The organism is Streptomyces katrae (genome assembly GCF_000966975.1).
In the GTDB taxonomy this organism is placed as follows: domain Bacteria; phylum Actinomycetota; class Actinomycetes; order Streptomycetales; family Streptomycetaceae; genus Streptomyces; species Streptomyces katrae.
In genome coordinates this window covers 1-21648 of sequence record NZ_JZWV01000154.1, presented here as the reverse complement: position 1 = coordinate 21648, position 21648 = coordinate 1, and the positions used below count along the sequence as shown (strand labels likewise).

At 74.8% G+C, this 21648-nt stretch carries 20 protein-coding genes and 2 pseudogenes; 13 read left to right on the top strand and 9 right to left on the bottom strand.

Going from position 1 to position 21648, the window contains the following annotated elements:
- Positions 1-406: pseudogene (locus VR44_RS07885) on the bottom strand (hypothetical protein); the annotation flags it as partial.
- Between the two features lie 163 nt (positions 407-569).
- Here VR44_RS07885 and VR44_RS07880 point away from each other — a divergent pair.
- The 3 genes from VR44_RS07880 (at position 570) to VR44_RS07870 (ending at position 3639) form a co-directional block, all read left to right on the top strand.
- Positions 570-809 carry a hypothetical protein gene (locus tag VR44_RS07880; protein WP_157880251.1) on the top strand — a complete coding sequence of 80 codons (240 nt, stop codon included), beginning with the start codon at positions 570-572 and terminating at the stop codon, positions 807-809.
- Positions 810-929: 120 nt separating this feature from the next.
- Complete coding sequence (locus VR44_RS07875; protein ID WP_045946661.1) at positions 930-2030, top strand: mechanosensitive ion channel family protein; 1101 nt, start codon at positions 930-932, stop codon at positions 2028-2030.
- Positions 2031-2118: 88 nt separating this feature from the next.
- Positions 2119-3639, top strand: coding sequence for a glutamate synthase subunit beta (locus VR44_RS07870; RefSeq protein ID WP_045946660.1), 1521 nt, complete (start codon positions 2119-2121; stop codon positions 3637-3639).
- 14 nt (positions 3640-3653) lie between these two features.
- Here the strand turns inward: VR44_RS07870 and VR44_RS07865 are convergent, their stop codons facing one another.
- Positions 3654-4121, bottom strand: a complete 468-nt coding sequence (locus tag VR44_RS07865) for a cupin domain-containing protein (protein ID WP_045946659.1) — start codon at positions 4119-4121, stop codon at positions 3654-3656.
- Positions 4122-4210: 89 nt separating this feature from the next.
- On the opposite strand from VR44_RS07865, the gene VR44_RS07860 reads away from it, so the two are divergent.
- Positions 4211-4804 (top strand): TetR/AcrR family transcriptional regulator, encoded by a 594-nt coding sequence (locus VR44_RS07860; RefSeq protein ID WP_045946668.1) that lies wholly within the window; start codon positions 4211-4213, stop codon positions 4802-4804.
- Between the two features lie 89 nt (positions 4805-4893).
- A complete protein-coding gene (locus tag VR44_RS07855; RefSeq protein WP_045946658.1) occupies positions 4894-5808 on the top strand; it encodes an alpha/beta fold hydrolase in 915 nt (304 codons plus the stop codon).
- Here the strand turns inward: VR44_RS07855 and VR44_RS07850 are convergent.
- Positions 5798-6868 carry a cation diffusion facilitator family transporter gene (locus VR44_RS07850; protein ID WP_045946657.1) on the bottom strand — a complete coding sequence of 357 codons (1071 nt, stop codon included), beginning with the start codon at positions 6866-6868 and terminating at the stop codon, positions 5798-5800. The two genes, VR44_RS07855 and VR44_RS07850, sit on opposite strands and share 11 nt — an antisense overlap.
- 228 nt (positions 6869-7096) lie before the next feature.
- On the opposite strand from VR44_RS07850, the gene VR44_RS07845 reads away from it, so the two are divergent.
- Positions 7097-8146, top strand: a complete 1050-nt coding sequence (locus tag VR44_RS07845; RefSeq protein WP_245691633.1) for a methyltransferase — start codon at positions 7097-7099, stop codon at positions 8144-8146.
- A gap of 21 nt (positions 8147-8167) precedes the next feature.
- Here VR44_RS07845 and VR44_RS07840 read toward each other — a convergent pair whose 3' ends face one another.
- A complete protein-coding gene (locus tag VR44_RS07840; protein ID WP_157880250.1) occupies positions 8168-8716 on the bottom strand; it encodes a hypothetical protein in 549 nt (182 codons plus the stop codon).
- Positions 8717-8919: 203 nt separating this feature from the next.
- Here VR44_RS07840 and VR44_RS07835 point away from each other — a divergent pair, with 203 nt between their 5' ends.
- The 3 genes from VR44_RS07835 (at position 8920) to VR44_RS46920 (ending at position 11321) form a co-directional block, all read left to right on the top strand.
- Positions 8920-9591 (top strand): hypothetical protein, encoded by a 672-nt coding sequence (locus VR44_RS07835; RefSeq protein WP_045946656.1) that lies wholly within the window; start codon positions 8920-8922, stop codon positions 9589-9591.
- 126 nt (positions 9592-9717) lie between these two features.
- Entirely contained in the window at positions 9718-10995 is a 1278-nt protein-coding gene (locus VR44_RS07830; RefSeq protein WP_245691632.1) for an alpha/beta fold hydrolase, read from the top strand.
- Complete coding sequence (locus tag VR44_RS46920; protein WP_245691631.1) at positions 10974-11321, top strand: alpha/beta hydrolase; 348 nt, start codon at positions 10974-10976, stop codon at positions 11319-11321. Before VR44_RS07830 ends, VR44_RS46920 begins: the two co-directional genes overlap by 22 nt.
- A 10-nt stretch (positions 11322-11331) precedes the next feature.
- Here VR44_RS46920 and VR44_RS07825 read toward each other — a convergent pair whose 3' ends face one another.
- Together VR44_RS07825 and VR44_RS07820 are read right to left on the bottom strand one after the other, a co-directional pair.
- Positions 11332-12090: an SDR family NAD(P)-dependent oxidoreductase gene (locus VR44_RS07825; protein ID WP_045946655.1), complete on the bottom strand. Its 759-nt coding sequence runs from the start codon at positions 12088-12090 to the stop codon at positions 11332-11334.
- A 124-nt stretch (positions 12091-12214) separates the two neighbouring features.
- Positions 12215-12799, bottom strand: a complete 585-nt coding sequence (locus VR44_RS07820) for a TetR/AcrR family transcriptional regulator (protein ID WP_045946665.1) — start codon at positions 12797-12799, stop codon at positions 12215-12217.
- Between the two features lie 167 nt (positions 12800-12966).
- On the opposite strand from VR44_RS07820, the gene VR44_RS07815 reads away from it, so the two are divergent.
- The 3 genes from VR44_RS07815 to VR44_RS07805 all read left to right on the top strand — a co-directional run bounded on the left by VR44_RS07815 (position 12967) and on the right by VR44_RS07805 (position 15234).
- The gene (locus VR44_RS07815; protein ID WP_045946654.1) at positions 12967-13401 is read left to right on the top strand and encodes a CBS domain-containing protein; all 435 of its coding nucleotides are present in this window, start codon (positions 12967-12969) and stop codon (positions 13399-13401) included.
- A gap of 258 nt (positions 13402-13659) precedes the next feature.
- A complete protein-coding gene (locus VR44_RS48335; protein ID WP_052713504.1) occupies positions 13660-14607 on the top strand; it encodes an N-acetylmuramoyl-L-alanine amidase in 948 nt (315 codons plus the stop codon).
- A gap of 81 nt (positions 14608-14688) precedes the next feature.
- Positions 14689-15234: a GNAT family N-acetyltransferase gene (locus VR44_RS07805; protein ID WP_045946653.1), complete on the top strand. Its 546-nt coding sequence runs from the start codon at positions 14689-14691 to the stop codon at positions 15232-15234.
- Between the two features lie 18 nt (positions 15235-15252).
- Here VR44_RS07805 and VR44_RS07800 read toward each other — a convergent pair whose 3' ends face one another.
- The 3 genes and pseudogenes from VR44_RS07800 to VR44_RS07790 form a co-directional block, all read right to left on the bottom strand.
- Complete coding sequence (locus VR44_RS07800; RefSeq protein WP_045946652.1) at positions 15253-15921, bottom strand: DUF2278 family protein; 669 nt, start codon at positions 15919-15921, stop codon at positions 15253-15255.
- A 112-nt stretch (positions 15922-16033) separates the two neighbouring features.
- Positions 16034-19245 (bottom strand): annotated as a pseudogene (locus VR44_RS07795) (amidohydrolase family protein).
- A gap of 147 nt (positions 19246-19392) precedes the next feature.
- Entirely contained in the window at positions 19393-20862 is a 1470-nt protein-coding gene (locus VR44_RS07790) for a multicopper oxidase family protein (RefSeq protein WP_045946651.1), read from the bottom strand.
- 504 nt (positions 20863-21366) lie between these two features.
- Between VR44_RS07790 and VR44_RS07785 the strand changes: the two genes are divergently transcribed.
- Positions 21367-21648 (top strand): hypothetical protein (locus VR44_RS07785; protein ID WP_045946650.1); only part of this gene is annotated, 282 nt, incomplete at its 3' end.

Sequence of the window (21648 nt, the reverse complement as noted above, 5' to 3'; positions counted from 1 at the left end):
CGCCCCAGGCCTGGACGAAGACGGAGGTGACGCCCGCGGGCGGGGTGAAGGTGTTGTCGGAGGTGAACTGGCGCAGCCCGTGCGCGACGGCGGCCGGCTTCCTCTTGTGCGGGTGGTCGTCCTTGCCGTGCTCCCGCCCGGGGTCCTCGTCGTGGTCCCGGTCGGGGTCCCGGCGCTGGTCACCGGCCGGGGGCCGTTGTTTGGCCGGGGTCTGCTGCCCGGCGGGGGTCCGTTGCTTGCCCGGGGCGGAGGGTGCCGGGTCGGAGGGCCTGGGGCCGGCGGCGGACGCGGCCGGTGCCGTCGCGACCAGCGGGCCGGTCAGGGCCGCCGCGGCGGCGAGGGAGGCGAGCAGGACCCGGGAGCGTGCCCGGGACCGTCGGGTCCCCTTGTGCGCGTGGAGGTTCATGACTGCACATCCCACCGGCCCCCGCGGGGGCCGGTGGTCCGGCGGGGCCGGGGGTGTGGGCCGGGCAGGTGAGGAGTTCGCCGGGCCGGAGCAACTGTGGCGTGGTGCCTGGTCACCACCGGTGGGCGGGGTAGCGGGCCGTCCCCCGGGGCGGGTCAGGGCCATGGCGCCGATGGCGGTCCCGCCCGCTACGGCGGCCGCCCGCCGCGAGCCGCCGCCCAGCGCCGCCCTGGTGCGCCGGGAGCTGCCCGAGGAGAAGTGGGTGCGGGTGGTGGAGTTCGCCGGGAGTCTGCCGCGCACCCGGTCGGGGAAGGTCCGCGGGGCGGGTCTGAAGGGGCGGGCACCGGGGACGGAGTTCGGGATGGCCCCGCTGCGGGGTCCGCGAGTGGATGCGGCAGGATGACAGTCCGTTCGGAATGCGTACGTCCGCTCGAACGAGCCCCGCACAACGCGACCTGACAGGTGACATGGTGACGACACGACACATACGGCGGCCGGACCTCGTGCGAGCGGAGGCCGTGCGTTGACCCGGGACCTCGTGCTGCACGACTGGGTGGTGGCGGCGATCGCCCTGGCCTCGGGCGGCGCGGCCGGGCTGCTCCTGCGGGCCCTGCTGAAATGGCTGGCCAAGCACGCGGAACGGACCAAGTGGACCGGCGACGACATCATCGTCGACGCGCTGCGCACCCTGGCCCCCTGGGCGGCCGTCATCGCGGGGGCGGCGGTGGCCGCGACCGCGCTGCCGCTCACGGCGCGGGTCGGCGGCCTCGTCAACCAGTCACTGACCGCCCTGCTCATCATCTTCGCCACGTTCACGGCGGCCCGCGTGGTCGCGGGGCTCGTCCAGTCCGTGGCGCAGTCCCGGACCGGCGTCGCCGCGTCCGCCACCATCTTCGTCAACATCACGCGGATCGTGGTCCTCACGATGGGCGTGCTGGTCGCGCTGGAGACCGTCGGGGTCTCCATCGCGCCCCTGGTCACCGCCCTGGGCGTCGGCGGTCTGGCGGTCGCGCTGGCCCTCCAGGACACCCTCGCCAACCTCTTCGCCGGGGTGCACATCCTCGCCTCGAAGACGGTGCAGCCGGGTGACTACATCCGGCTCAGCAGCGGCGAGGAGGGGTACGTCGTCGACATCAACTGGCGCAACAGCGTGGTGCGCAACCTGTCGAACAACCTCGTCATCATCCCCAACGGGCGCCTGGCGCGGACCAACATGACCAACTTCACCCAGCCGGAGGCGAAGCTCTCGCTCCTGGTCCAGGCGGGGGTCGGCTACGACAGCGACCTGGAGCACGTGGAGCGGGTGACGCTCGACGTGGTGGACGGCGTGATGGCCGACATCGAGGGCGGGGTCCCCGACCACGAGGCGAAGGTCCGCTTCCACACCTTCGCGGACTCCCGGATCAACTTCACGGTGATCCTCGGCGTCGGCGAGTTCAGCGACCAGTACCGGATCAAGCACGAGTTCATCAAGCGCCTGCACCAGCGCTACCGGGAGGAGGGCATCTCCATCCCCGCCCCCACGCGCACGGTCTCCTTCCGCCCCGAGGAGGATCCGCGCCCGGCGGGCTCCGCGGTGGTACCGCATCAGCGCGACGGGTCCCCGATCGCCCGGACGGCGTAATCTGGGGGAAAGGTGGGATACGGCGCGCTTCGGGCGCGCCGTACCGCGCCTCTCACCCTTCTCGCACCCCGGGCCAGGGAGGCGGCGCGTGACCGATCCGTTCGGCTTCCTCAAGATCCCCCGCAAGGCCGTTCCGGCGCGGCCCGTCGAAGAGCGGCTCGGGGACTGGCGCGAGGTGTACGCCGGGCAGGCGCTGCTGCCCCTGGTACGGGAACAGGCCGACCGCTGCATGGACTGCGGCCTCCCGTTCTGCCACACGGGGTGCCCGCTGGGGAACCTGATACCCGAGTGGAACGCCTACGCGGCCCGCTCCGACTGGCGCGCCGCGTACGAGCGGCTGCACGCGACGAACAACTTCCCCGAGTTCACCGGCCGGCTCTGCCCGGCGCCCTGCGAGGACGCCTGTGTGCTCGCGATCAACGCCGAGCCGGTGACCATCAAGAACGTCGAGCAGACGATCGCCGACGAGGGATCGCGGCGCGGCTGGATGACCCCGCGCCCGCCGGAGCGGCGCGGCGGGCGGTCCGTGGGGGTGATCGGCTCCGGTCCGGCGGGGCTCGCCGCGGCCCAGCAGCTGACCCGGGCCGGGCACCGGGTCGTCGTCCACGAGCGGGAGGACCGGCTCGGGGGCCTGCTCCGCTACGGCATCCCCGAGTTCAAGATGGAGAAGGCCCAGCTCGAACGCCGGATCGAGCAGATGCGGGCCGAGGGCACCTCCTTCGTGACGGGCTCGGACGTCGGCGGCGCCGAACCCGCGGACGGGCTGCGCGGCCGCTATGACGCCCTGGTCGTCGCGGTCGGGGCCGGAGAGCGCCGGGAGCTGCCCGTACCGGGGCGCTCGCTGGGCGGGATCCACCAGGCCATGGACTATCTGACCTGCGCCAACCAGGTCTGCGAGGGTGACCTCCCGGTGTCGCCGGTGACGGCCGAGGGCGTCCACGTGGTGGTGGTCGGGGGCGGCGACACCGGATCGGACTGCCTCGGTACGGCGCTGCGCCAGGGGGCGCTCTCCGTGGTCCAGCTGGACATCAACCCCGAGCCGGCGCCCGGCCGCCGGGAGGAGGAACCGTGGCCGGTGCATCCGAAGGTGTACCGGATCTCCCACGCGCACGAGGAGGCCCGCGGCCGGGCCGGGCGCGACCCCCGGCTGTTCTCCAGCGCCACCCTGCGCTTCGAGGGGGACGCCGGCGGACGGGTACGGGCGCTGCGGCTGACCGCCGTGGAGCCCGCGGGGCGGCGGCCCCTGGCGGGCACCGAGCGGGTGATCGAAGCCGGGCTGGTCCTGCTGGCGCTGGGCTTCTCCGGCCCCGAGCGGTCCGGCGGCCTGTGCGAGCAGCTGGGGCTGGAGTACGACGGGCGCGGCAACTTCGCCCGCGACGCGCACTTCGCCGCAGCGGGCGGACGGGCCCCGGGCGTGTTCGTCGCCGGTGACGCGGGGCGGGGCCAGTCGCTGGTGGTGTGGGCCATCGCCGAGGGCCGGTCGGCGGCCTCGGCCGTGGACCGCTACCTGACCGGCTCCACCGTCCTGCCGGCCCCGGTCGCGGCGCACGACCGGCCCATGTCGGCGCTGGGGCGGATGCGGTACTGGTCCGACCCGGACGAGCCCTAGGGCGGCGCCGGCGGTCAGGTGCGCTCCTCGTAGCGGACCTGGTGGCGGGCGGCGATGGGGTTGATCTTCACGGGGTCCAGTTCCCCGTCGGTGAGCACGGCGGGGCCGGCCTCGATCAGGTCCTCCACGTAACGCTCCCAGCCGCCGGGCGCGGAGATCTGCAGGACCCTCGGCGGCGGGTCGGAGGCGCGGCGCAGGGCGTGCGGGACGCCCCGGGGCAGCAGGGCGAAGGTCCCGGCCGGGGCGGAGTGGGTCCGTCCGTCGAACTCGACGCCGAGGACGCCCTCCAGGACGTAGACGCACTCGTCGGCCAGGTGGTGGGTGTGCCGGGGGATGTCCTTCGCGAGGGTCACCTCCAGCAGCGACAGCCGTCCCCCGGTGTCGGCGACCCCGGCCTTCACGGCGAAGGCGGGCGGCAGCGGGACGCGGCCCGGCCGGGCGGCCCCGGGCTCCAGCAGGATGAAACGGTCCTCGTCGGGCATGGCTCGACCCCTCCTCGGCATGGCACAATGTGAACCGGAATCCGATTCCGGTTCAGTGCTCCCCCACTGTAGGGACAGGAGTGGTCGCCGTGTCAACGCCCCCCGCACCCGCCGCACCCGGCGGCGGCCGCCGGCCGCGCGCCGACGCCGAGCGCAACCGCGCCCTGGTCCTGGCCGCCGCCCGGGCCCTGTTCGAGGAGCGCGGCGGGGAGGTGCAGATGCCCGAGGTGGCCCGGGCGGCCGGGGTCGGCATCGGCACCCTCTACCGGCACTTCCCGTCCAAGCAGGCCCTCGTGGAGGCGGCGGCGGAACAGCGGTTCGCCGGGATCCTGGAGACGGCGCTGACGGACTGCCTGCGGGAGCCCGAGGCGGGCCAGGGGCTGGCCCGGTACCTGCACCACGTGGGCGGGACCCTCGCGCGGAGCCCGGGCCTGACGGCCGCCGCCCAGTCCGCCACGGGCTCGTCCGCACCCGGAGGGGAGACGCGCCGCCGCCTGGAGGAGGCCGTCGCGGCACTGATCGCCCAGGGGCGGGCCGCGGGCACCCTCCGGGCGGACCTCACCGTCGAGGACGTCTACATGATCGTCGGCGGGCTGTCCGGGATCATCCGGACCGGCAGCGGCGACTGGCGCCGGTTCCTCGACCTCACCTTCGAAGGCCTGCGCCCGCGCCGGACGGGTTAGGGGGTGTTGCGGAGGCCGCCTGCGGGCCCGCGGGACACGCGGGGGGGCGGAGCGGGGCGGGTGGCGGCCGTGGCGTGTAGAACCGTCGCATGACAGTGGTGAGTGAGCAGAGGGCCGTGAACGTGGGCCCGGCGGGCATCGAGGTCGCCTACGAGCGACTCGGGGACCCGCAGGCGCCGCCGGTGCTGCTGGTGATGGGACTCGCCCTCCAGATGTACGGCTGGCCCGACGGGTTCTGCGCCGAGCTGACGGGCCGCGGGATGCAGGTGATCCGGTTCGACAACCGCGACTGCGGCCTGTCCTCGCACTTCCACGACGCGCCCGTGCCCGATCTGGCGGCGGCCCGGCGGGGCGACCTGTCGTCCGCCTCGTACGACCTGTCGGACATGGCGGCCGACACGGTGGGCCTGCTGGACGCGCTGGGCCTGGCGAGCGCGCACGTCGTCGGCCTGTCGCTGGGCGGCGCCATCGGGCAGACGATGGCGATCGGGCATCCGGACCGGGTGCGGTCGCTGACCTCCCTGATGTCCACGACGGGCGCCCCCGGCGTCGGGCGGCCGGACCCCGGGGTGCTGGGGGTGCTGGCGGGGCCGCCGGCGGCGAACCGCGAGGAGGCCGTCGAGCGGACGGTACGGGCGGTCCGGGTCATGGGCTCGCCCGGGTTCCCGTTCGACGAGGCGGCCGTGCGCGAGCGGGCCGCCCGCGCCTTCGACCGCGACTACGACCCGCTCGGCGTCGCCCGCCAGGCCCTGGCCTCCCTCGCCTCGGGCGACCGGACGGCCCTGCTGGCCGGGGTACGGGTGCCCACGCTGGTGATCCACGGCGCCGACGACCCGGTGTGCGACGTCAGCGGCGGCCGGGCCACGGCGGCGGCCGTCCCGGACGCCGAACTCGCCGTGTTCGAGGGCATGGGCCACGACCTGCCCCGGGAGCTGTGGCCGGAGATCGCCTCGCGGATCACCGCCCTGGTGGGGCGCGCCGAGCGGGCCGCGGTCAGCGGCTGACCCCGGCCCGTTCGGCTCGTGCGGCCCGTTCGGGGTGGGCGTGGACGTGGTCGGTGTGCACGGTCGCGGCCGTCATCCGGGGGATCGCGCGGATCAGGGCGCCTTCCGCCGCCACCGCCAGCCCGTGGGCCTGGACGACGGTCAGGTGCGGTCCCACCACGATGTCGGCCTCCGCGCGCAGGGCGTGGCCGATCCAGCGCATGCGCAGCTGGCCGACGTCCAGTACGCCCTCCACCCCGCGCAGCGCGCGCTCGGCGGTGTCGACGAGGGCGGGGTCGACGGAGTCCATCAGACGGCGGCAGACCTGGCGGGCGGCGTCCCCGAGGACCAGCAGGATGGCGAGGGTGATCAGCAGGCCCACGACCGGGTCCGCGGCCGGCCACCCGAGGGCGGAGCCGGCGGCGCCGAGCAGGACGGCCAGGGAGGTGAACCCGTCGGTGCGGGCGTGCAATCCGTCGGCCACCAGCGCGGCGGAGCCGATCCTGCGGCCGGTGCGGATGCGGTGGCGGGCCACCCACTCGTTGCCGGCGAACCCGGTCACCGCCGCCGCGGCGACGGCCCACAGGTGGGTGACCTCCCGCGGGGCCAGGAGCCGGTCGACGGCCGCCCAGGCGGCGAGGGCCGCGGACACGGCGATGACCGCCACGACCAGGACCCCGGCGAGGTCCTCGGCACGCCCGTAGCCGTACGTGTAGCGGCGGTTCGCGGCCCGGCGGCCGAGGAGGAAGGCGATGCCCAGCGGTACGGCGGTCAGGGCGTCGGCGGCGTTGTGGACGGTGTCGCCGAGCAGGGCCACCGACCCGGAGAGGCCGGCGACCAGGGCCTGGAGGACGGCGGTCGCGGCCAGGACGGCGAGGGAGGTCCACAGGGCGCGCATGCCCTCGCGGGAGGTCTCCGTCGCCGCGTCGACCTTGTCGGCGGCCTCGTGGCGGTGGGGGGTGAGCAGGTGCGCGAGCCGGTGGCGCAGCCGCGCCGCGCGGGTGGGGCCGTGGTGGCCGTGGGTGCGGGTGCCGTGGGTGTGGTGGGTGTGGTGGTCGTGGGTGCTCCGGTTGCCCTCCATGGGTCCACCGTGGCACAGGGAACCGATTGCGGCCATGGCCGTCGTACCTGCCGTGACCAGGTGCGACGGGCTCGCAGGTGCGTACGCGGAGCCAACGCCCCGCGCCCCGTACCGGCCTGCCCGGAAGTCGACTTGACGGCGGACGGCCGCGCCGGAAACACCACGGACGGCGGCCCGCGCGGGTCACCATGGCGGTGCGGTACACCCTGAGACGACAGGAGCGCGCCCGTGACCGGCCCCGGCGATTCCCCCGGCCCCCCGACCCCCGGCCACCCCCTGGCCACCTCCGCTCCCCCGGTGCTGCACGACGTGATGTTCGGCCACGTCCACTCCGCGGCCCTGCGGGCCGTCGCCGTGCACCGGATCGCCGACCACCTCGCCGGCGGTCCCCGCACGCCCGAGGAGCTCGGCGGCCTCAGCGGCACCGATCCCGTGGCGCTGCGCCGCGTCCTGCGGCTGCTCGCGGTCCGGGGCCTCTTCCACGAGGACGAGCGGGGCAGGTTCCGCCTGGAGCCCGCCGGACAGCCCCTGCGGACCGGTGTCGCGCACTCTCAGCTCGCCGGCGTGCTGATGATCACCGACCCGATGATCGCGAGGTCCGCCGCCGAACTGCCGCAGACCCTGCGCGACGGGCGGTCCTCCTTCGAATCGGCCTACGGCAGCCCCTTCTTCGAGCACCTCCGGAAGCACCCGGAGGACCGTTCCGTCTTCGACTCGGGGATGGCGGCGTTCTCGGGCCCGGAGGACGAACTCGTGGCGCGGAGCTACGCGTTCCCCGAGGGCTCGCGGGTGGTCGACGTGGGCGGTGGCCGTGGCGGGCTGCTGCGGGCCGTCCTTCGGCAGGGCCCCTCGCTGGACGGCGTGCTCTTCGACCGGCCCGCCACCGTGGCCGGGCACCTGCTGGACGAGCCCGGGCTGACGGGACGCTGGCGCACGGAGGGCGGGGACTTCTTCGAGGCCGTTCCGCCCGGCGGGGACTTCTACCTGCTCAAGCACATCCTGCACGACTGGGGCGACGAGGACGCGCTGCGCATCCTCGGCTCGGTCCGCCGGGCGGCCGCGGCCGGGGCGCGGCTGCTGGTCGTGGACGCCGTGCTGCCCGGGGGCGGGGTTCCGCATCCGGCCGTGGAGCTGGACATCGTGATGCTGATGGTGGTGGAGGGACGCGAGCGGACCGCCGCCGAGTTCGAGGAGCTGCTGGCGCGCGCGGGATTCCGCCTGCACCGGATCCTGCCGACTCCCGCGATGCCGTCGGTGATCGAGGCGGTGGCGGTGTGAGCGGGCCCCGGCCGCACCGGGTCAGCGCAGGGCGGTGACGAGGGCGACGAGGAGCGCGGCCGCCACGCTGAGCACCAGCACGGCGGCCAGTGCGGCCAGCGCCGCGAGCAGGTGGGCCGCGCCGTGCCCGGCCCGGCCGCGGCGGGCCCAGCCGAGCAGCCAGGAGGCGAGGGTGAGGAAGGGGACCAGGAGGAACCCGGTGACGGCGGCGACGTGCCCGACCGCGGGTCCGGACGGTTCGTACGCCTTCCCCCGGACGATCCGGACGCTCACGGCGCTGCCGGGCTCGTGCTTCGCGGCGGCGCCGTCCAGCAGGAGTTCGCGCGGCGGCCCGGCGGCGGCGCGCGGGGTGTAGACGCCCTTGCACTCGGTGCCGCCGGGATAGCCCTCCGCGTCGGGGGCCTCGTAGCACTCGGACACCACCAGGGTGCCGTCCACGGGCCCCAGGCCCAGGACGGCCACCAGTTGCGGTCCGGGCAGGAGCCGGACGAGCCACCCGGCGAGGGCGAGGAGCACGACGGATCCGAGGAGGGCCAGGCCCCGCACCGCGTTCCTCGCGCCAGCTGTCACGACTCCCCTCCCGGGGGTGAGCCATACCCCCGGGGACGGCGGCTCTCACGTCAACCTCCGTGCCGGACGTGGCGGAAGGAGCCGTGGCGCCCGCTGTCCGCCATATGCGCTAACACGGCGTGAACCGCTCCGTCCGGCTCCTAGGATGGGGCCGCCGCGGCCCCGGGGTGGGGCAGCAGGGGCCCACATCCAGGGAGTTGAGCATGAAGCGGTTGCGCGTGCTGGTCGTCGCCGGGGTACTGGCGTTGGGTGCGGCGGGGGCGGGCACCGCCCAGGCGGCCCCCGCGCAGGACACCGCGGCGGGGACGGCCTGCCCGGCCGGTGAGGTCTTCGCCACGAACAACACCGCCGTGATCACGGACCCCGCCGACCCCCGGCTGAAGACGCGCCTGTCCGGCTTCGACCACGAGGTGCGCGGGATCATCCGCGCCAACGGCGCCTGGGCGGGCCGTTCGACCCTGCTGGACGGGGTGTTCTGGTCCGAGGAACAGAAACAGACCACCTACGAACGGTCGCGGGAGTTCGACGTGAACCATGTCGGCCGCGACGGCCTGCACCACATCGCCGGGGTCATCGCCAAGCAGTACCACCAGGAGTCGGTCCTGACCTTCCGCTGCCTGCCGCGCACGTCTCCGGAGACCGACGCGGTCGAGATCCAGGCCGACGGCGTCAGCGCGACCCGTCTGCGCGACGCGCTGGCCGCCGATCCCGAGGCCCGCGAGCGGCTCGGCGGCGGCTCCGTCACCCTCGGCGGGCGGCTCATCCTGATCGCCCCGCTCACCGACCTGCCGCTCGCGCAGCGGTTCGCCTCGCGGCTCGGGGTCGACTGGAGCAAGGCCCGGGTGCGGTACGGCGACGAGGAGTTCGTGAGCTGAGGGCACGGCATCGGGGGTGGTGCCGGCACCACCCCCGATACGGGCAGTGGGGGGATCGTCCCAGGGGGGCGCGTTCTCGGAGGATCGGGGCGTACCGAATCGCTCCGACCGGGGGGACCCACCCACATGCACCTCTTCAAGAAGCCCGCGCGCTGGGCCACGGCCGCCGCGTGCGGGCTGCTCGCGCTCGCCGCCCTACCCGCGTCCCCCGCGGCCGCGGCCACGGCCGGCACCGGCACCGGCACCAGCACCAGCACCGGGCCCGCGGTGCCCGCCCGGTACGCGCAGCAGCGGCTCGACTGGCAGCCGTGCCGGGACGGGGCGTTGGAGTGCGCCTCGATGACGGTGCCGCGCGACTGGTACCACCCGGGCGCGGGCGCGGACCTGACCGTCGCGGTGTCCCGGCACCGGGCCGCGGACCCCGCCGCGCGGCGGGGCGTGCTGATGATGGCGGCCGGCGGGCCGGGCGCGTCGGGACTGGGCCGGCCGGCGGGGCTGGCGGGTTACTCGCCGAAGCTGGCGGCCGCGTACGACATCGTCGGCTTCGACCAGCGCGGGGTCGGGGCCAGCACCCCGGTGGTCTGCTCCGGTCAGGACACGGTGGACGCCCTGTTCACCAGCGGGGACCTGCGCGACCGTTCGCCGCGGGCCGTGGACGCCACGGTCGAGCGCGCGCGGAACTTCGTACGGGACTGCGAGCGGCGGTCGGGCGGGCTGCTGCCATACATCACCACCGACCAGGCCGTGCACGACATGGACCTGTTCCGGGCGCTGCTCGGCGCGCCGAAGGTGTCCTACTACGGCCCGTCGTACGCCACCTTCCTCGGCGCCTACTACGCGACCGAGTTCCCGCACCGGGTCGACCGGGTGGTGCTGGACAGCAACATCGGCTTCACCGGCAGCTGGCAGGAGTTCCTGACGGGGCAGCCGATGAGTTTCCAGCGCCGGTTCGAGCAGGACTTCCTGCCCTGGCTCGCCGCGAACGACGCGACGTACCACCAGGGCCGGACCGCCGAGGAGGCCAAGGCCTCGTACGAGCGGCTGCGGAGCTCGCTGGGCGAGCACCCGCTGGACCTGGAGGGGACGACGGTCACCCCCAACCACCTCGACGCCGCCGCGACCTCCGTCATCTACAACGGCGACGCCTTCCCCGACCTCGCGCTGCTGCTGGGCGTCCTGCAGCACCCGGACGCGGCTCCGCCGGCCGCCCGCAAGGCCCTCGCCGAGAAGCTGAAGCACCCGCTGAACGACCGGTTCGCGGCGGACTTCTTCTCCGTCATCTGCCAGGACACCCCCTGGAACCACGACAGCGACTACTGGCCTGGAACCATGACAGCGACTACTGGGTGCGCCGGAGCGCGACCGACAGCCGGGCGTACCCGATGGCCGGGGCGCGGGAGCTGACCTTCGCCTCGGTCTGCGCGGCCTGGCCGCGCTCCCGGGCGCCCCGGGTGCAGGTCACCGGGCGGGGGCTGCCGCCGATGATGATGCTCAACTCGCTGCACGACCCGGCCACTTACTACGAGGGTGCGCTGCGGGCCCACCGGGGGACGGCCGGGTCCCGGCTGATCACGGTCGGCGGCGGCGACCACGGCGTCTACCAGTCGCACAACGCCTGCGTGGACGCGTACGTCGAGGGCTTCCTCGTCGACGGCCGGATGCCCGCCGAGGACGCCTCCTGCGAGGGCAAGCCGCTGCCCGCCCCGGCGCCCGCCACGGCCGGCCGGTAGGCCGGGAGGGTCAGGCCGAGGAGCCGCTGTCGACCACCAGGTCGGTGCCGACGACGGCTCCGGCCTCCGGCGAGGCCAGGTAGAGCACGGCCGCGGCCACCTCCTCGGCCTCCGCGAGCCGGCCGAGGGGGTTCTCGCCCTTGATCCGCTCCACGCGGTCGGCCTCGGTCTCGCCCGGGCGCAGGGACATGGGCGCGGCGGTGGCGCCGGGGCTGACCGCGTTGATGCGGACGCCCTCGCGGATGTGGTCGAGGGCGGCGGCGCGGGTGAGGGCGGCGACGGCCGCCTTCGAGGTGACGTAGGCGGCGGCGTTCGGGATGCGGGTGTGGGCGCCCAGGTTGGAGGAGACGTTGACGATGACACCGCCGCCGTTCTCGCGCATGTGGGCTATCTCGTGCTTCATCGCCAGCCACACGCCGGTGACGTTGGTGCGCAGCACCGCGTCCCAGTCCTCCTCGGCGATGTCGGCGGCGGGGACGGTGCCCCGCAGGATCCCGGCGTTGTTGACGGCGATGTCGAGCCCGCCGAAGCGTTCCGCGGTCTCCCGGACGAGGCCGGCGAGCCGGCCGGAGTCGGTGACGTCGGCCGGGACGGCCGCGGCGGTGCCGCCGGCGGCCTCGATGAGGGCCACGGTCTCCTCCAGCGGCGCCGCGGTGCGTCCGGCGGCGACCACGCGGGCGCCCTCCGCGGCGAAGGCGAGGGCGATCGCACGGCCGATGCCGGAGCCGGCGCCGGTCACCAGGACGGTCCTGCCGGTGAAGCGGTTCATCTTCGGTGTCTCCCTTGAGGGCCGGGTCGCGCTCAGGCGGGCCCATATTGGAACGAGTGGTTCAGAATGAAGGCATGAGGAAGAAGGGGAGGGGAGCTTCGGGGCTCCCCTCAGCGGGGGGGTGTCAGTCCAGCAAGGCCAGGGCCTGTTCGGCCGCGTCCCGCACCCTGGCCGGGTCGCCCGAGGCCTTGCCGACGACCCGGACGCCTTGGAGCAGGACCAGCAGCATGCGGGCGAGCGCCTGCGGGTCACGGCCGTCGGGCAGCTCGCCCTGGGCCCGGGCCCGGACGAGCGAGGAGTGGAGCAGGGTCTCGAAGCGGTCCCAGCTCGCCTCGACCCGGCGGGCCGCGGCGCCGTCGTGCGGGGCCAGCTCGGCGGCGGTGTTGGTGACGAAGCAGCCGGTGCGGCGCCGGTCCGGGGAAGCCGCCTCCGCGGCGAAGCGGCGGACCACCTCCCGCACGGCGGGCAGGGCCGGCCCGGGCCGGGACAGCTCCGACAGGAGCAGCGGGTTCTGCGTCTCGGCGTAGCGGTCCAGCGCCTTCAGGTAGAGCTCGTGCTTGCTGCCGAAGGTCGCGTAGATGCTGGCGCGTCCGATGCCGAGGTGCTCGACGAGGTCCGCGACCGACGTCGCCTCGTAGCCGCGCCGCCAGAACAGCTCGAGGGCCGACTGGAGGGCGGCGTCCGGATCGAATTCCTTGGTCCTGGCCACGTCGAAGATCATAAAGCCGTCTGGAACGAACGGTCAAGAACGATCGGTCAAGAACCGGGCGGTGGCGCCGGCCGGGGGTTCGGCGCGCCGCGCAGGCCCATCCGTGCTGTCCTCGAAGGGAAGGGGTGTACAAGGCCGCGGACCACTCGACCAGCCGAGGAGGAACCATGACCAGGAACCTGCGGGCCCGGGACATCATGACCGCGGGCGTCCAGTGCGTCCGGGAGGAACAGACCCTGCTGGACGCGTCGCGCATGATGCGCGACCTGAACGTGGGCTGCCTGCCCATCTGCGGTGACGACCAGCGCCTCCAGGGGCTGATCACCGACCGTGACATCGTGCTCAAGTGCTGTGCCGAGGGCCGGGACCCGGCCCAGATGAAGGCCGGTGAACTCGCCGGGACGCTGCACTGGGTGGACGCCGACAGCAACGCGCAGGAGGCGGTGGACACGATGGAGGTCCACCAGATCAAGCGGCTGCCCGTCATCGACGTGGCCGGCGGCCACCGGCTGATCGGGATGATCACCGAGGCCAATCTGGCGAAGAACCTCTCGGACGCGGAGATCGCGGAATTCGCGGTCCGCGTCTACGCCGCGAACTGACCCGGGCCGCATCCGCCGGCGGGACACCCGTAACCCCCTGCCGGCCCCCTCGTTGTAAGTACCGGTCAGCGAAGTGGTGATGCGCCGGCCGGGCTCCCCGAGCCCGGCCGGCGCATTGCGTCGACGAGGGGGAAGACCGCCACGGCCGCGACCGGGGACCAGCCCGCCTCCCCTCCCCCCGCCGCCGCCCGCGCCTTCACCCTCACCGCCGACGGCACGGCTCCCGCCCTCACCGCCGCGCACACGGCGGGCTTCAGCATGCTGGCCGTCACCGAGCCCGCGGGCCGGCCCCCGGCCCCGGGCGGGTACCGGGTCCGTACGCGGGCCCGTTCCTCCGGCTCCTGGTCCGGCTGGACGGTGCTGGAGCCCGGGCAGCCCTCGGTGCTGGAGCCCGGGGAGCCCTGGTGGGCCGGGCCCTCGACCGGGGTGGAGGTCCGGCCGGCGGCCGCGGGCGCCGCGCCGGCCCCGGGGCTGCGCCTGGACCTGGTCGACCCCGGCCCGGACCCGGTGGTCCCGGCCCGCTCCGGACCGCCCGGCGGGGCCGTGACGGCCGGGTACGAGGGGCCCGGAGCGGTCCCGCGCCGCCCCCGTACCGTGCCCCGCGCCGACTGGGGCGCGATGGAGGACGACGGAACCCCGGTGGTCCACGGCCACGAGGTCAAGGCCGTGTTCGTCCACCACACCGCCCAGACCAACGCCTACGACTGCGCCGACTCCCCCGCGATCGTGCGCGGGCTGCAGGTCCTCCACCAGCGGACCAACGGCTGGAAGGACCTCGGCTACAACTACGTGGTCGACAAGTGCGGCACGGTCTTCGAAGGCCGGGCGGGCGGCTCCGACCGGCCCGTCACCGGCGCGCACACCCTCGGGTTCAACATCGACACCATGGGCGTCGCCGTGATCGGCCGGTACACCGACGAGGAGGCCCCGCCCGCCGCCGTGGAGGCCGTCGCGCGGCTGGCGGGCTGGGCCCTGCGCCGCTACGGACACGATCCGTCCGGGACGGTGACCCTGACCTCCTCGGTCGACAACGGCCGCTTCCGGCGCGGCGAACAGGTGACCGTGGAGCGAGTCTCCGGCCACCGCGACGTCTTCGCCACCGAGTGTCCGGGGACGGCCCTCTACCACCAGCTCCCCGGGCTGCGCGGCCTGGCCTCGGACCCCTACGGGGGGCTGTTCCCCGGCCTGGCGGACCTGCCCGCCTGAACCCCTGGCCGGTCCGCTCCGGACGGAAATCCCCGGCGGACCGGGGGCCGCGGTGCTTAGGGTGCGGGGATGGATACCGGGATGGAGATCACGTACCGGCGGTTCGAACGCACCGAGGGGGAACTCCTCGTCGACTTCCTCAGCGGCGAGACGTGGCCGTTCCACGCCTCGCCGGCTGTCGAGCCGGATCAGGTCCGGGGATGGCTCGCCGACGGGGTGTACGAGGGCGAGGAGAGCCGCACCTTCTGGGTGCTCGCGGACGGCTCCACCGTGGGCCTGGTGCGGCTGATGGACCTCGGCGACGACACCCCCCTCCTCGACCTGCGGATCCGGTCGGGGTGGCGGGGCAGGGGCATCGGCCGGCGGAGCCTGGAATGGGCGACCCGGTACCTGTTCGAGGAGTTCCCCCGGGTGCGGCGCATCGAGGGGACCACCCGGCGGGACAACGCGGCGATGCGGCGGACGTTCCTGCGGTGCGGGTACGTCAAGGAGGCCCACTACCGCGACGGCTGGCCCGGCGCCGGCGGCGCCGTCCACGACGCGGTCGGGTACGCGGTGCTGCGCCGGGACTGGGAGGCCGGGACGGTGACCGCCGTCGCCTGGGACGACGAGCCGCCCCGCCCCTGACGGGTCACCGACGGGGCGTCACACCTCCCGCTCGGGCCGGCCGTTCGCGTCGGTGCGGTCCGCCTGCCCGGCGAACTTGTGCAGGAACGCGTCGTAGCGGCCGTCCGGGCGCCGGGTGAGGACGGCTCCGTCCTGCCAGACGCCGTTGTCCGGCCACCACGGGCTGCCGTACGGGTCGCCCTGGTTCCGGTGGACGTTGCGCAACCCGAGGCCGTCGGCGAGGGGCTCGCCGAAGACCAGGACCTCCCGGCCGGGCACCAGGACGGACTCGAGCGCCCGGGCCGCGTCGGCGCCGGAGCCCGGGACCCACGGGTGCGGCGGGTGCAGCCGGTCCAGGAGGGCCTGGAGCCGGGCCGGCGGGCGGCGTGGGAAGAGGAAACCCGGGCGGTCGGCGAGGGCCGGGTGGCGGAGGTGGTCCAGGGCGCCCGAGCCGCAGGACATGGAGAGCTCGTGGTAGCCGGGGCCCATTTTCGGCACCGGGTCGAGGATCGAGGCGGCGAGAGGGAACACCGTCCACCGGACACCGGTGGCGGCCCGTTCGCCGGCCACGTCGACGGCGCACCGGTAGCGGCCGGCGGGCGCGTCGACCTCCAGGTGGACGCGGAACGGGCGTCCGGTCGTGTCGGGCTGGTCGCGGAAGTGGCGGTGCAGCGTCCCTGACAGCACGCCGTAGGAGTCGAGCGGCATGCGGCCAGTCAACCACCGCCCCGGCGGGAGGCCGGGAACCGGGTCGGTTCGGGCAGTCGGTGTCCCGGGCGGGCCGGACGCCGGCGGTCAGCCCGGCGACCGGCGGATGGGGTCAGCCCCTGTGCGGGGAGGAGGTGTCGCAGCAGGCGTCGCGCTGCATCTGGTGCCGTACGGGGTGCCAGGCGGCCGGGGCCCCGGCGGCGGACTGGGCGGTGGGCGCGGCGCCGGCGGCGGGCGGCGGGAAGGCGGCTTCCAGGGCGCCGCGTTCGTACGGGACGCCGGCGCGCAGGACCGCGCAGACGCGGACCAGGTCGTCGAAGTCGGTGAAGGGGTCGCCGTCGACGAGGGTGAGGTCGGCGTACTTGCCGGGTTCGACGGTGCCGAGGCGGTCGTCGGCGCCGAAGACGCGGGCCGGGGTGAGGGTGGCGGTGGTGAGGGCCTCGGCCGGGGACAGGCCGTACCGGTGCAGGGCGCGCAGGGCGAGGTGGAGGTGGAGGCCGACGGGGGTGAGGGGGGCGTCGGTGCCCAGGGCGACCCGGCCGCCGCCGGCCAGGACCGCCCGGTAGACGGCCACTTCCCGCTCCATGACGACGAGTTGTTCGGCGCTGGGCGGCTGCGCGGCGGCGGCCTTGACGGCGGAGGCGTCCCAGGGCGGCATCAGGGAGGTGACCCGGCCTTCGGCGGCGAGGGAGGGGTCGGCCCCGATGAGGGGGAAAGCCGTGAAGGGGGTGGCGATCAGGTCGAAGCGGCCGTGCGCGTACACCTCCAGGGTGTCCTCCTCGGTGTGGCCGCCGGGGGTCGCGCCGTGGCCGTACTCGGCCCGTTCGGTGGCGATCAGATGGGTGGTCAGGTCCTGGCCGGACTGGATGCCGGGGGCGCACAGGTGGGAACCCGACAGGACGCCGAGCCGTTCGTGCGCGAAGCGGGCGGCCTCTTCCATGGCGGCGTAGGGGGCGCGGACGTAGGTCTTGACGAAGTCCCAGTCCAGGGCGGCGGCCCGGGCCAGGGTGCGGGTGAAGCCCTCGGGGGTGCGGTGGGCGCGGCCCATGCTGTAGGCGACGCGGGAGCCGTCGAGGAGTTCCCCGCCGGCCAGCAGCCGGGGTGCGGCGAGCAGTCCGGCCCGGATGTCCTCGCGCAGCCGGGCCTGTTCGTAGGCGGAGCCGCCGAGGGAGACGGCGGTGGTGATCCCGTAGGCGAGGTGCAGTACGCCCTGGCGGGCTCCGTAGGTGTAGGGGTACGGGTGGACGTGGGAGTCCCACAGGCCCGGCAGGACGGTGCCCCGGGAGGCGTCGACGGTGCGGGCGGTCCGGCGGCCGGGGCGGTGGGGTTCGACGGCGGTGACGCGGCCGCCGCTGACGAGGACGTCGACGTCGGCGCGGGGCGGGGTGCCGGTGCCGTCCCACAGCAGGCCGGCGTGGACCACGGTGTCCACGGGCGCGGGGCGGCGGTGGGTGAGGGCGACGGGGACGGTGCGCGGGGCTCCGGCCGGGCGGCCGTCGGCGTCGAGGGGCAGCAGGCGCAGCCGGCCGGCGGACTGGTAGAGCAGGGTGCGGGAGTCCCCGGACCAGGAGGGGTGGTCGGCGCTCTCGTCGGTGAGCCGGCGGGCGGCCCCGGCGGGGGTGCCGTCGGGGGTGACGGGCAGCAGCCACAGCGCGGACTCGCTGACGCAGGCCAGGAAGCGGCCGTCGGGGGACCAGACGGGGCCGGAGGCGTAGCGGTCGGAGAGCGAGGCGTGCGGGGCGAGGGCGTGCAGGCGGGCGGCTCCGGTGGCGGTGTCGACGATCCGGATCAGGTTGTAGCCCTCGCGGAAGCGGCGGCTGAGCCGGTTGCGGTCGCAGAGGGCGAGGTGGCGGCCGTCGGGTGACCAGCTGGGCGGGCTGGGCAGTCCGCCGCCGCCGAGGGCGGTGACGAGGGGGGTCTCCGTGCCGGTGGCGAGGTCGCGGACGAGGAGGCGGCCGGAGAGGTCGAGGGCGGCGAGGCGGGTGCCGTCCGGGGAGAGGGAGCCGTAGACCCGGCCGGGCGGGGACAGTACGGTCTCCCGGCCGTCGGCGAGTTCGCGGCGGCGTACGGTGTTCAGCCCGTCGCGGTCGTCGGTGTAGAGCAGGGCGCGCCCGTCGGGGCTCCACACCGGGTTCTGGGGGTAGGCGGTGGTCTTGGCCTGGACGAGCCTGCGCGGGGCTCCCCCGGTGACGTCGGCGGTCCAGAGGGCGCCGAGGGCGGCGAAGGCCACGCGGCGGCCGTCGGGCGAGAGGGCGGGCAGGTGGATCCCGCGTACGGGCAGGGGCCGTTCGGCCTCCAGGGCGTACTCCTTGACCCGGTAGCGGGGGCGGCTCACTTCGAGGGTGGCGTCGAGGGGGATCTCCTCGCCGGTGCGGTCGCGGTGCGGGCGGAGGGTGCGGAACCGCCCGTCGAGGGTGACCAGGAGCCGGTCGTCGCCGAGCCAGCGCGGGGGCGCGGGGGCGAGGTCGCCGTCGAGGGTGACGGGGCGGCCGTCGGCGTAGAGGGTCAGGTGCTCGGCCTTGCGGGGGCCGGGGGTGGCGCACAGCCAGGCGGTGCGTCCGGCCGGGGAGAGGGCGGGGGCCAGCAGGCTGCCCTCGGTGGCGGTGTGCTCGGTGCGGACGGGGCCGGTGCCGTCGGCGGCCGCCGAGGCCAGGGCGCGGTGAGGGTGTCGCCCGTGAGGGTGGCGCGGACGAACAGCACGCGGGATCCGTCGGGGGTGAAGACGGGGTCGAAGTCCTCCCATGCGCCGCCTTGTTCCGGTCCGTCCTGTCCGGGCAGGCCGGTGAGCCCGCGCAGGCCGCCGTCCCCGAGGGCCACGGTCCAGATCCGGTACGGGCTGCCCGCCACGGGGTCTCCGCCGCGTTCGGAGCAGAAGGCGAGGGTGCGCCCGTCGGGCGACCAGGCGGGGGCGCGGTGGTCGAAGGGGCCGTCGGTGAGCCGGCGCAGGCCGGTGCCGTCGGCCCGCATCACCCAGATGTGGAAGTTCCCGCCGCGGTAGGCGCTCATGGCGATCCGGCCGCCGTCCGGGGAGAGGACGGGGCGGCCGGGTTCCAGGTCGGGCGGGGTGAGCCGGGTCGCCGGGGAGCCGTCGGGCGGCAGCGACCACAGGACGCCCTGGACCTCGGCGACGACGCGGTCCCCGGAGGGGGTGGCGGTGGCGGCGCCGTTGGTCGCACGGGTGAACCGCAGCCGGACGGTGTCCGCCTGCTGGGCGGGGGTCCTGCCGGGGGCGGCGGGCGCCGCCCCGGCCGGGGGCTGTCCGGCGAGCGCCGCCAGTGTTCCGGCCGAAGCCGCCTGCAGTACCGTCCTGCGCGCGATCCGCATCCCGGCCCCCTCCCCGTCCCCGGTCCCGCCCGCCGGTCCCGTCGGCCTGCCGAACGACGGGGTGCCCGCCCGGGCAACGGGCCCGGACCCGGGCTCACCCCGGCGGACGCGCTTCCGCCGGGGTGAGGATACGCAGCGGGACGGGCGTCAGGAGATGCGCATATTGGCCATCATGCCCATGGCGCCGTGGTCGAACAGGTGGCAGTGGTAGACGTAGGTGCCGCGGTAGCCGGTGAAGGTGGCCTGGAGCTTGACGGTCTCGCCCGGCTTGAGCGGGACGGTGTCCTTGAGGCCGGTCTCGGGGCCGGAGGTCACCGGCTGGCCGTTGCGCTCCAGCACCCGGAACTGGACCAGGTGCATGTGGAAGTTGTGCGGGGCGATCTTGTTGCTGTTGTGCACGGTCCAGATCTCGGTGGCACCGTAGGCGATCTCGGTGTCGATGCGGTCCATGTCGAACGTCTTGCCGTTGATGTACGCGCTGCCGCCGGGGGCCTCGTCCATCCGCATGTCGAACTCGCGGTTCACGGTGGCCGTGCCCAGCTCGGGCAGGGTGCGCAGCCGGTCCGGGACGGAGCTGTGGTCGGGGGCGGTGCGGGTGACGCGGAACTGCAGCACCTTGCCGACGACGTCGGCCGACTCGAACGGGGCGATGTCCTTGTTGCGCAGCTCGATGACGGTCCCGACCGGGTAGCGGGAGAAGTCGATGACCACGTCGGCGCGCTCGCCGGGGCTGATCTTGACGACGTTCGTGCGGTACGGGGCCGGCAGCAGGCCGCCGTCGGTGCCGATCTGCACGAGCTCGGAGTCGTCGGCGAGCGACAGGTCGAAGAAGCGCTGATTGGAGGTGTTGGTGAGGCGGAAGCGGTACTTGCGGGAGGCCACCTCGAAGTACGGCCAGGCCCTGCCGTTGGCGAGGACGACGTTGCGCTGCTTGAAGTCGCCCATGGCGTAGACGAGTTCGCCGTTCTCCAGGAAGCGCGCGTCGCGCAGCGAGATCGGCACGTCGTACTGGCCCGCGGGCAGGGGCAGCCGGCGCTCGACGTCGTCGGTGAGGATGTACGTGCCCGTCAGGCCGCGGAAGACGTTCTCCGACTCCATGTGGTGGGCGTGGTCGTGGAACCACAGGTTCGCGTGCGGCTGGGTGTTGGGGTAGGTGTACGTCTTCGTACCGCCGCCGGCCGGGATCAGGTCCATCGGCGAGCCGTCGCTGTCCTGGGGGACGTGGGCGCCGTGGAGGTGGATCGAGGTGGGGACGGCGAGGTTGTTCGTCTGCTTGATCACCACGCGGCGGTTGGACTCCGCCTTGATGACCGGGCCGGGAAAGGAGCCGTTGAAGGTGCGCAGCGGGGTCTTCAGCCCCGGCACGATCTCCTTCGTGGCCTCCTTGAGGGTCATGCGGTAGTAGCTGGTGGTGCTGGTGGAGAAGTAGGGAGAGAGGACCGGAGGCAGCGGCATCTTCTGCGTGAACTTGGTTATGCCGGCGGCGTCGAGCTCGGCCGCGGCGGCGCGGGCGGGCTCCTTCGCGGTGGCGTTCACGACGGGCAGCAGCATGCCGCCGGTACCGACGATGCTGGTGGCCGCGACGCCTGCCTTGAGTGCGGTCCGTCGAGTGATCACTGTTCCCCCGGTGGGTACTGGTCCGGCGCCTCGAGTGCCGGTCGGTCTGGTGGGCGTACTGGTGTGCGGTGGTGTGCGAGGAGAGCCTGCGCGAAGCCGGTGGTGCGGCGCTGGTGCGGCTGTGGAGGACCGGTGAAGGGGTGCGTCCGAACGGGGGACTTCGCGGAGTGTCCCGCGCGTGGTGTGCGCACTCGGGACCAACGTGGCGCCCTGGCCGGAGATATTGGATGAATAGCGCCGTCCGTGCGCTCTGCCAGGCTTTTTGACGGTTCATCACAGTGGAGGCATGCGTGATGATGCGCACACGGTCGGTCCTCGCGGCCACCGCCCTGCTCACGACGCTGCTGCACGCGGCGGACGGGGCGGCCGCCGCTGCGGCCGCGGGCGGGCTTCCGGCCCAGTCCGGACCGGCAGGCCGGGCACGCTGCGGCCCTGGCCGGGATCGGGGGTGCCGGGAACGCCGGGGCCCAGGAGTTCACCACCTCGGCCGGCCGGCTGGACCGGGTGAGCCTGTACCTGAGCAGCGGGGCGGCTGCCGGGAAGGTGCGGGTGCAGGTCCGTGCTGTCCGGGAGGACCCCGGGTCCGCGGTGGCGGACGCCGTCGTCGACCTGGCTTCCCTGGGCGGGCCCGGCGCGGGCTGGGTGGAGGTCCCGCTGTCGGCCTTCGTGAGCCCGGGCTCCCGCTACTGGCTGTTCGCGCAGGCCACGACGGCCGGGGACCAGCCGGTCGTCTGGTACGGCACGCGCGGGGACACGGCCGGGGGGCCGGAGGGCGCCCGGTACGAC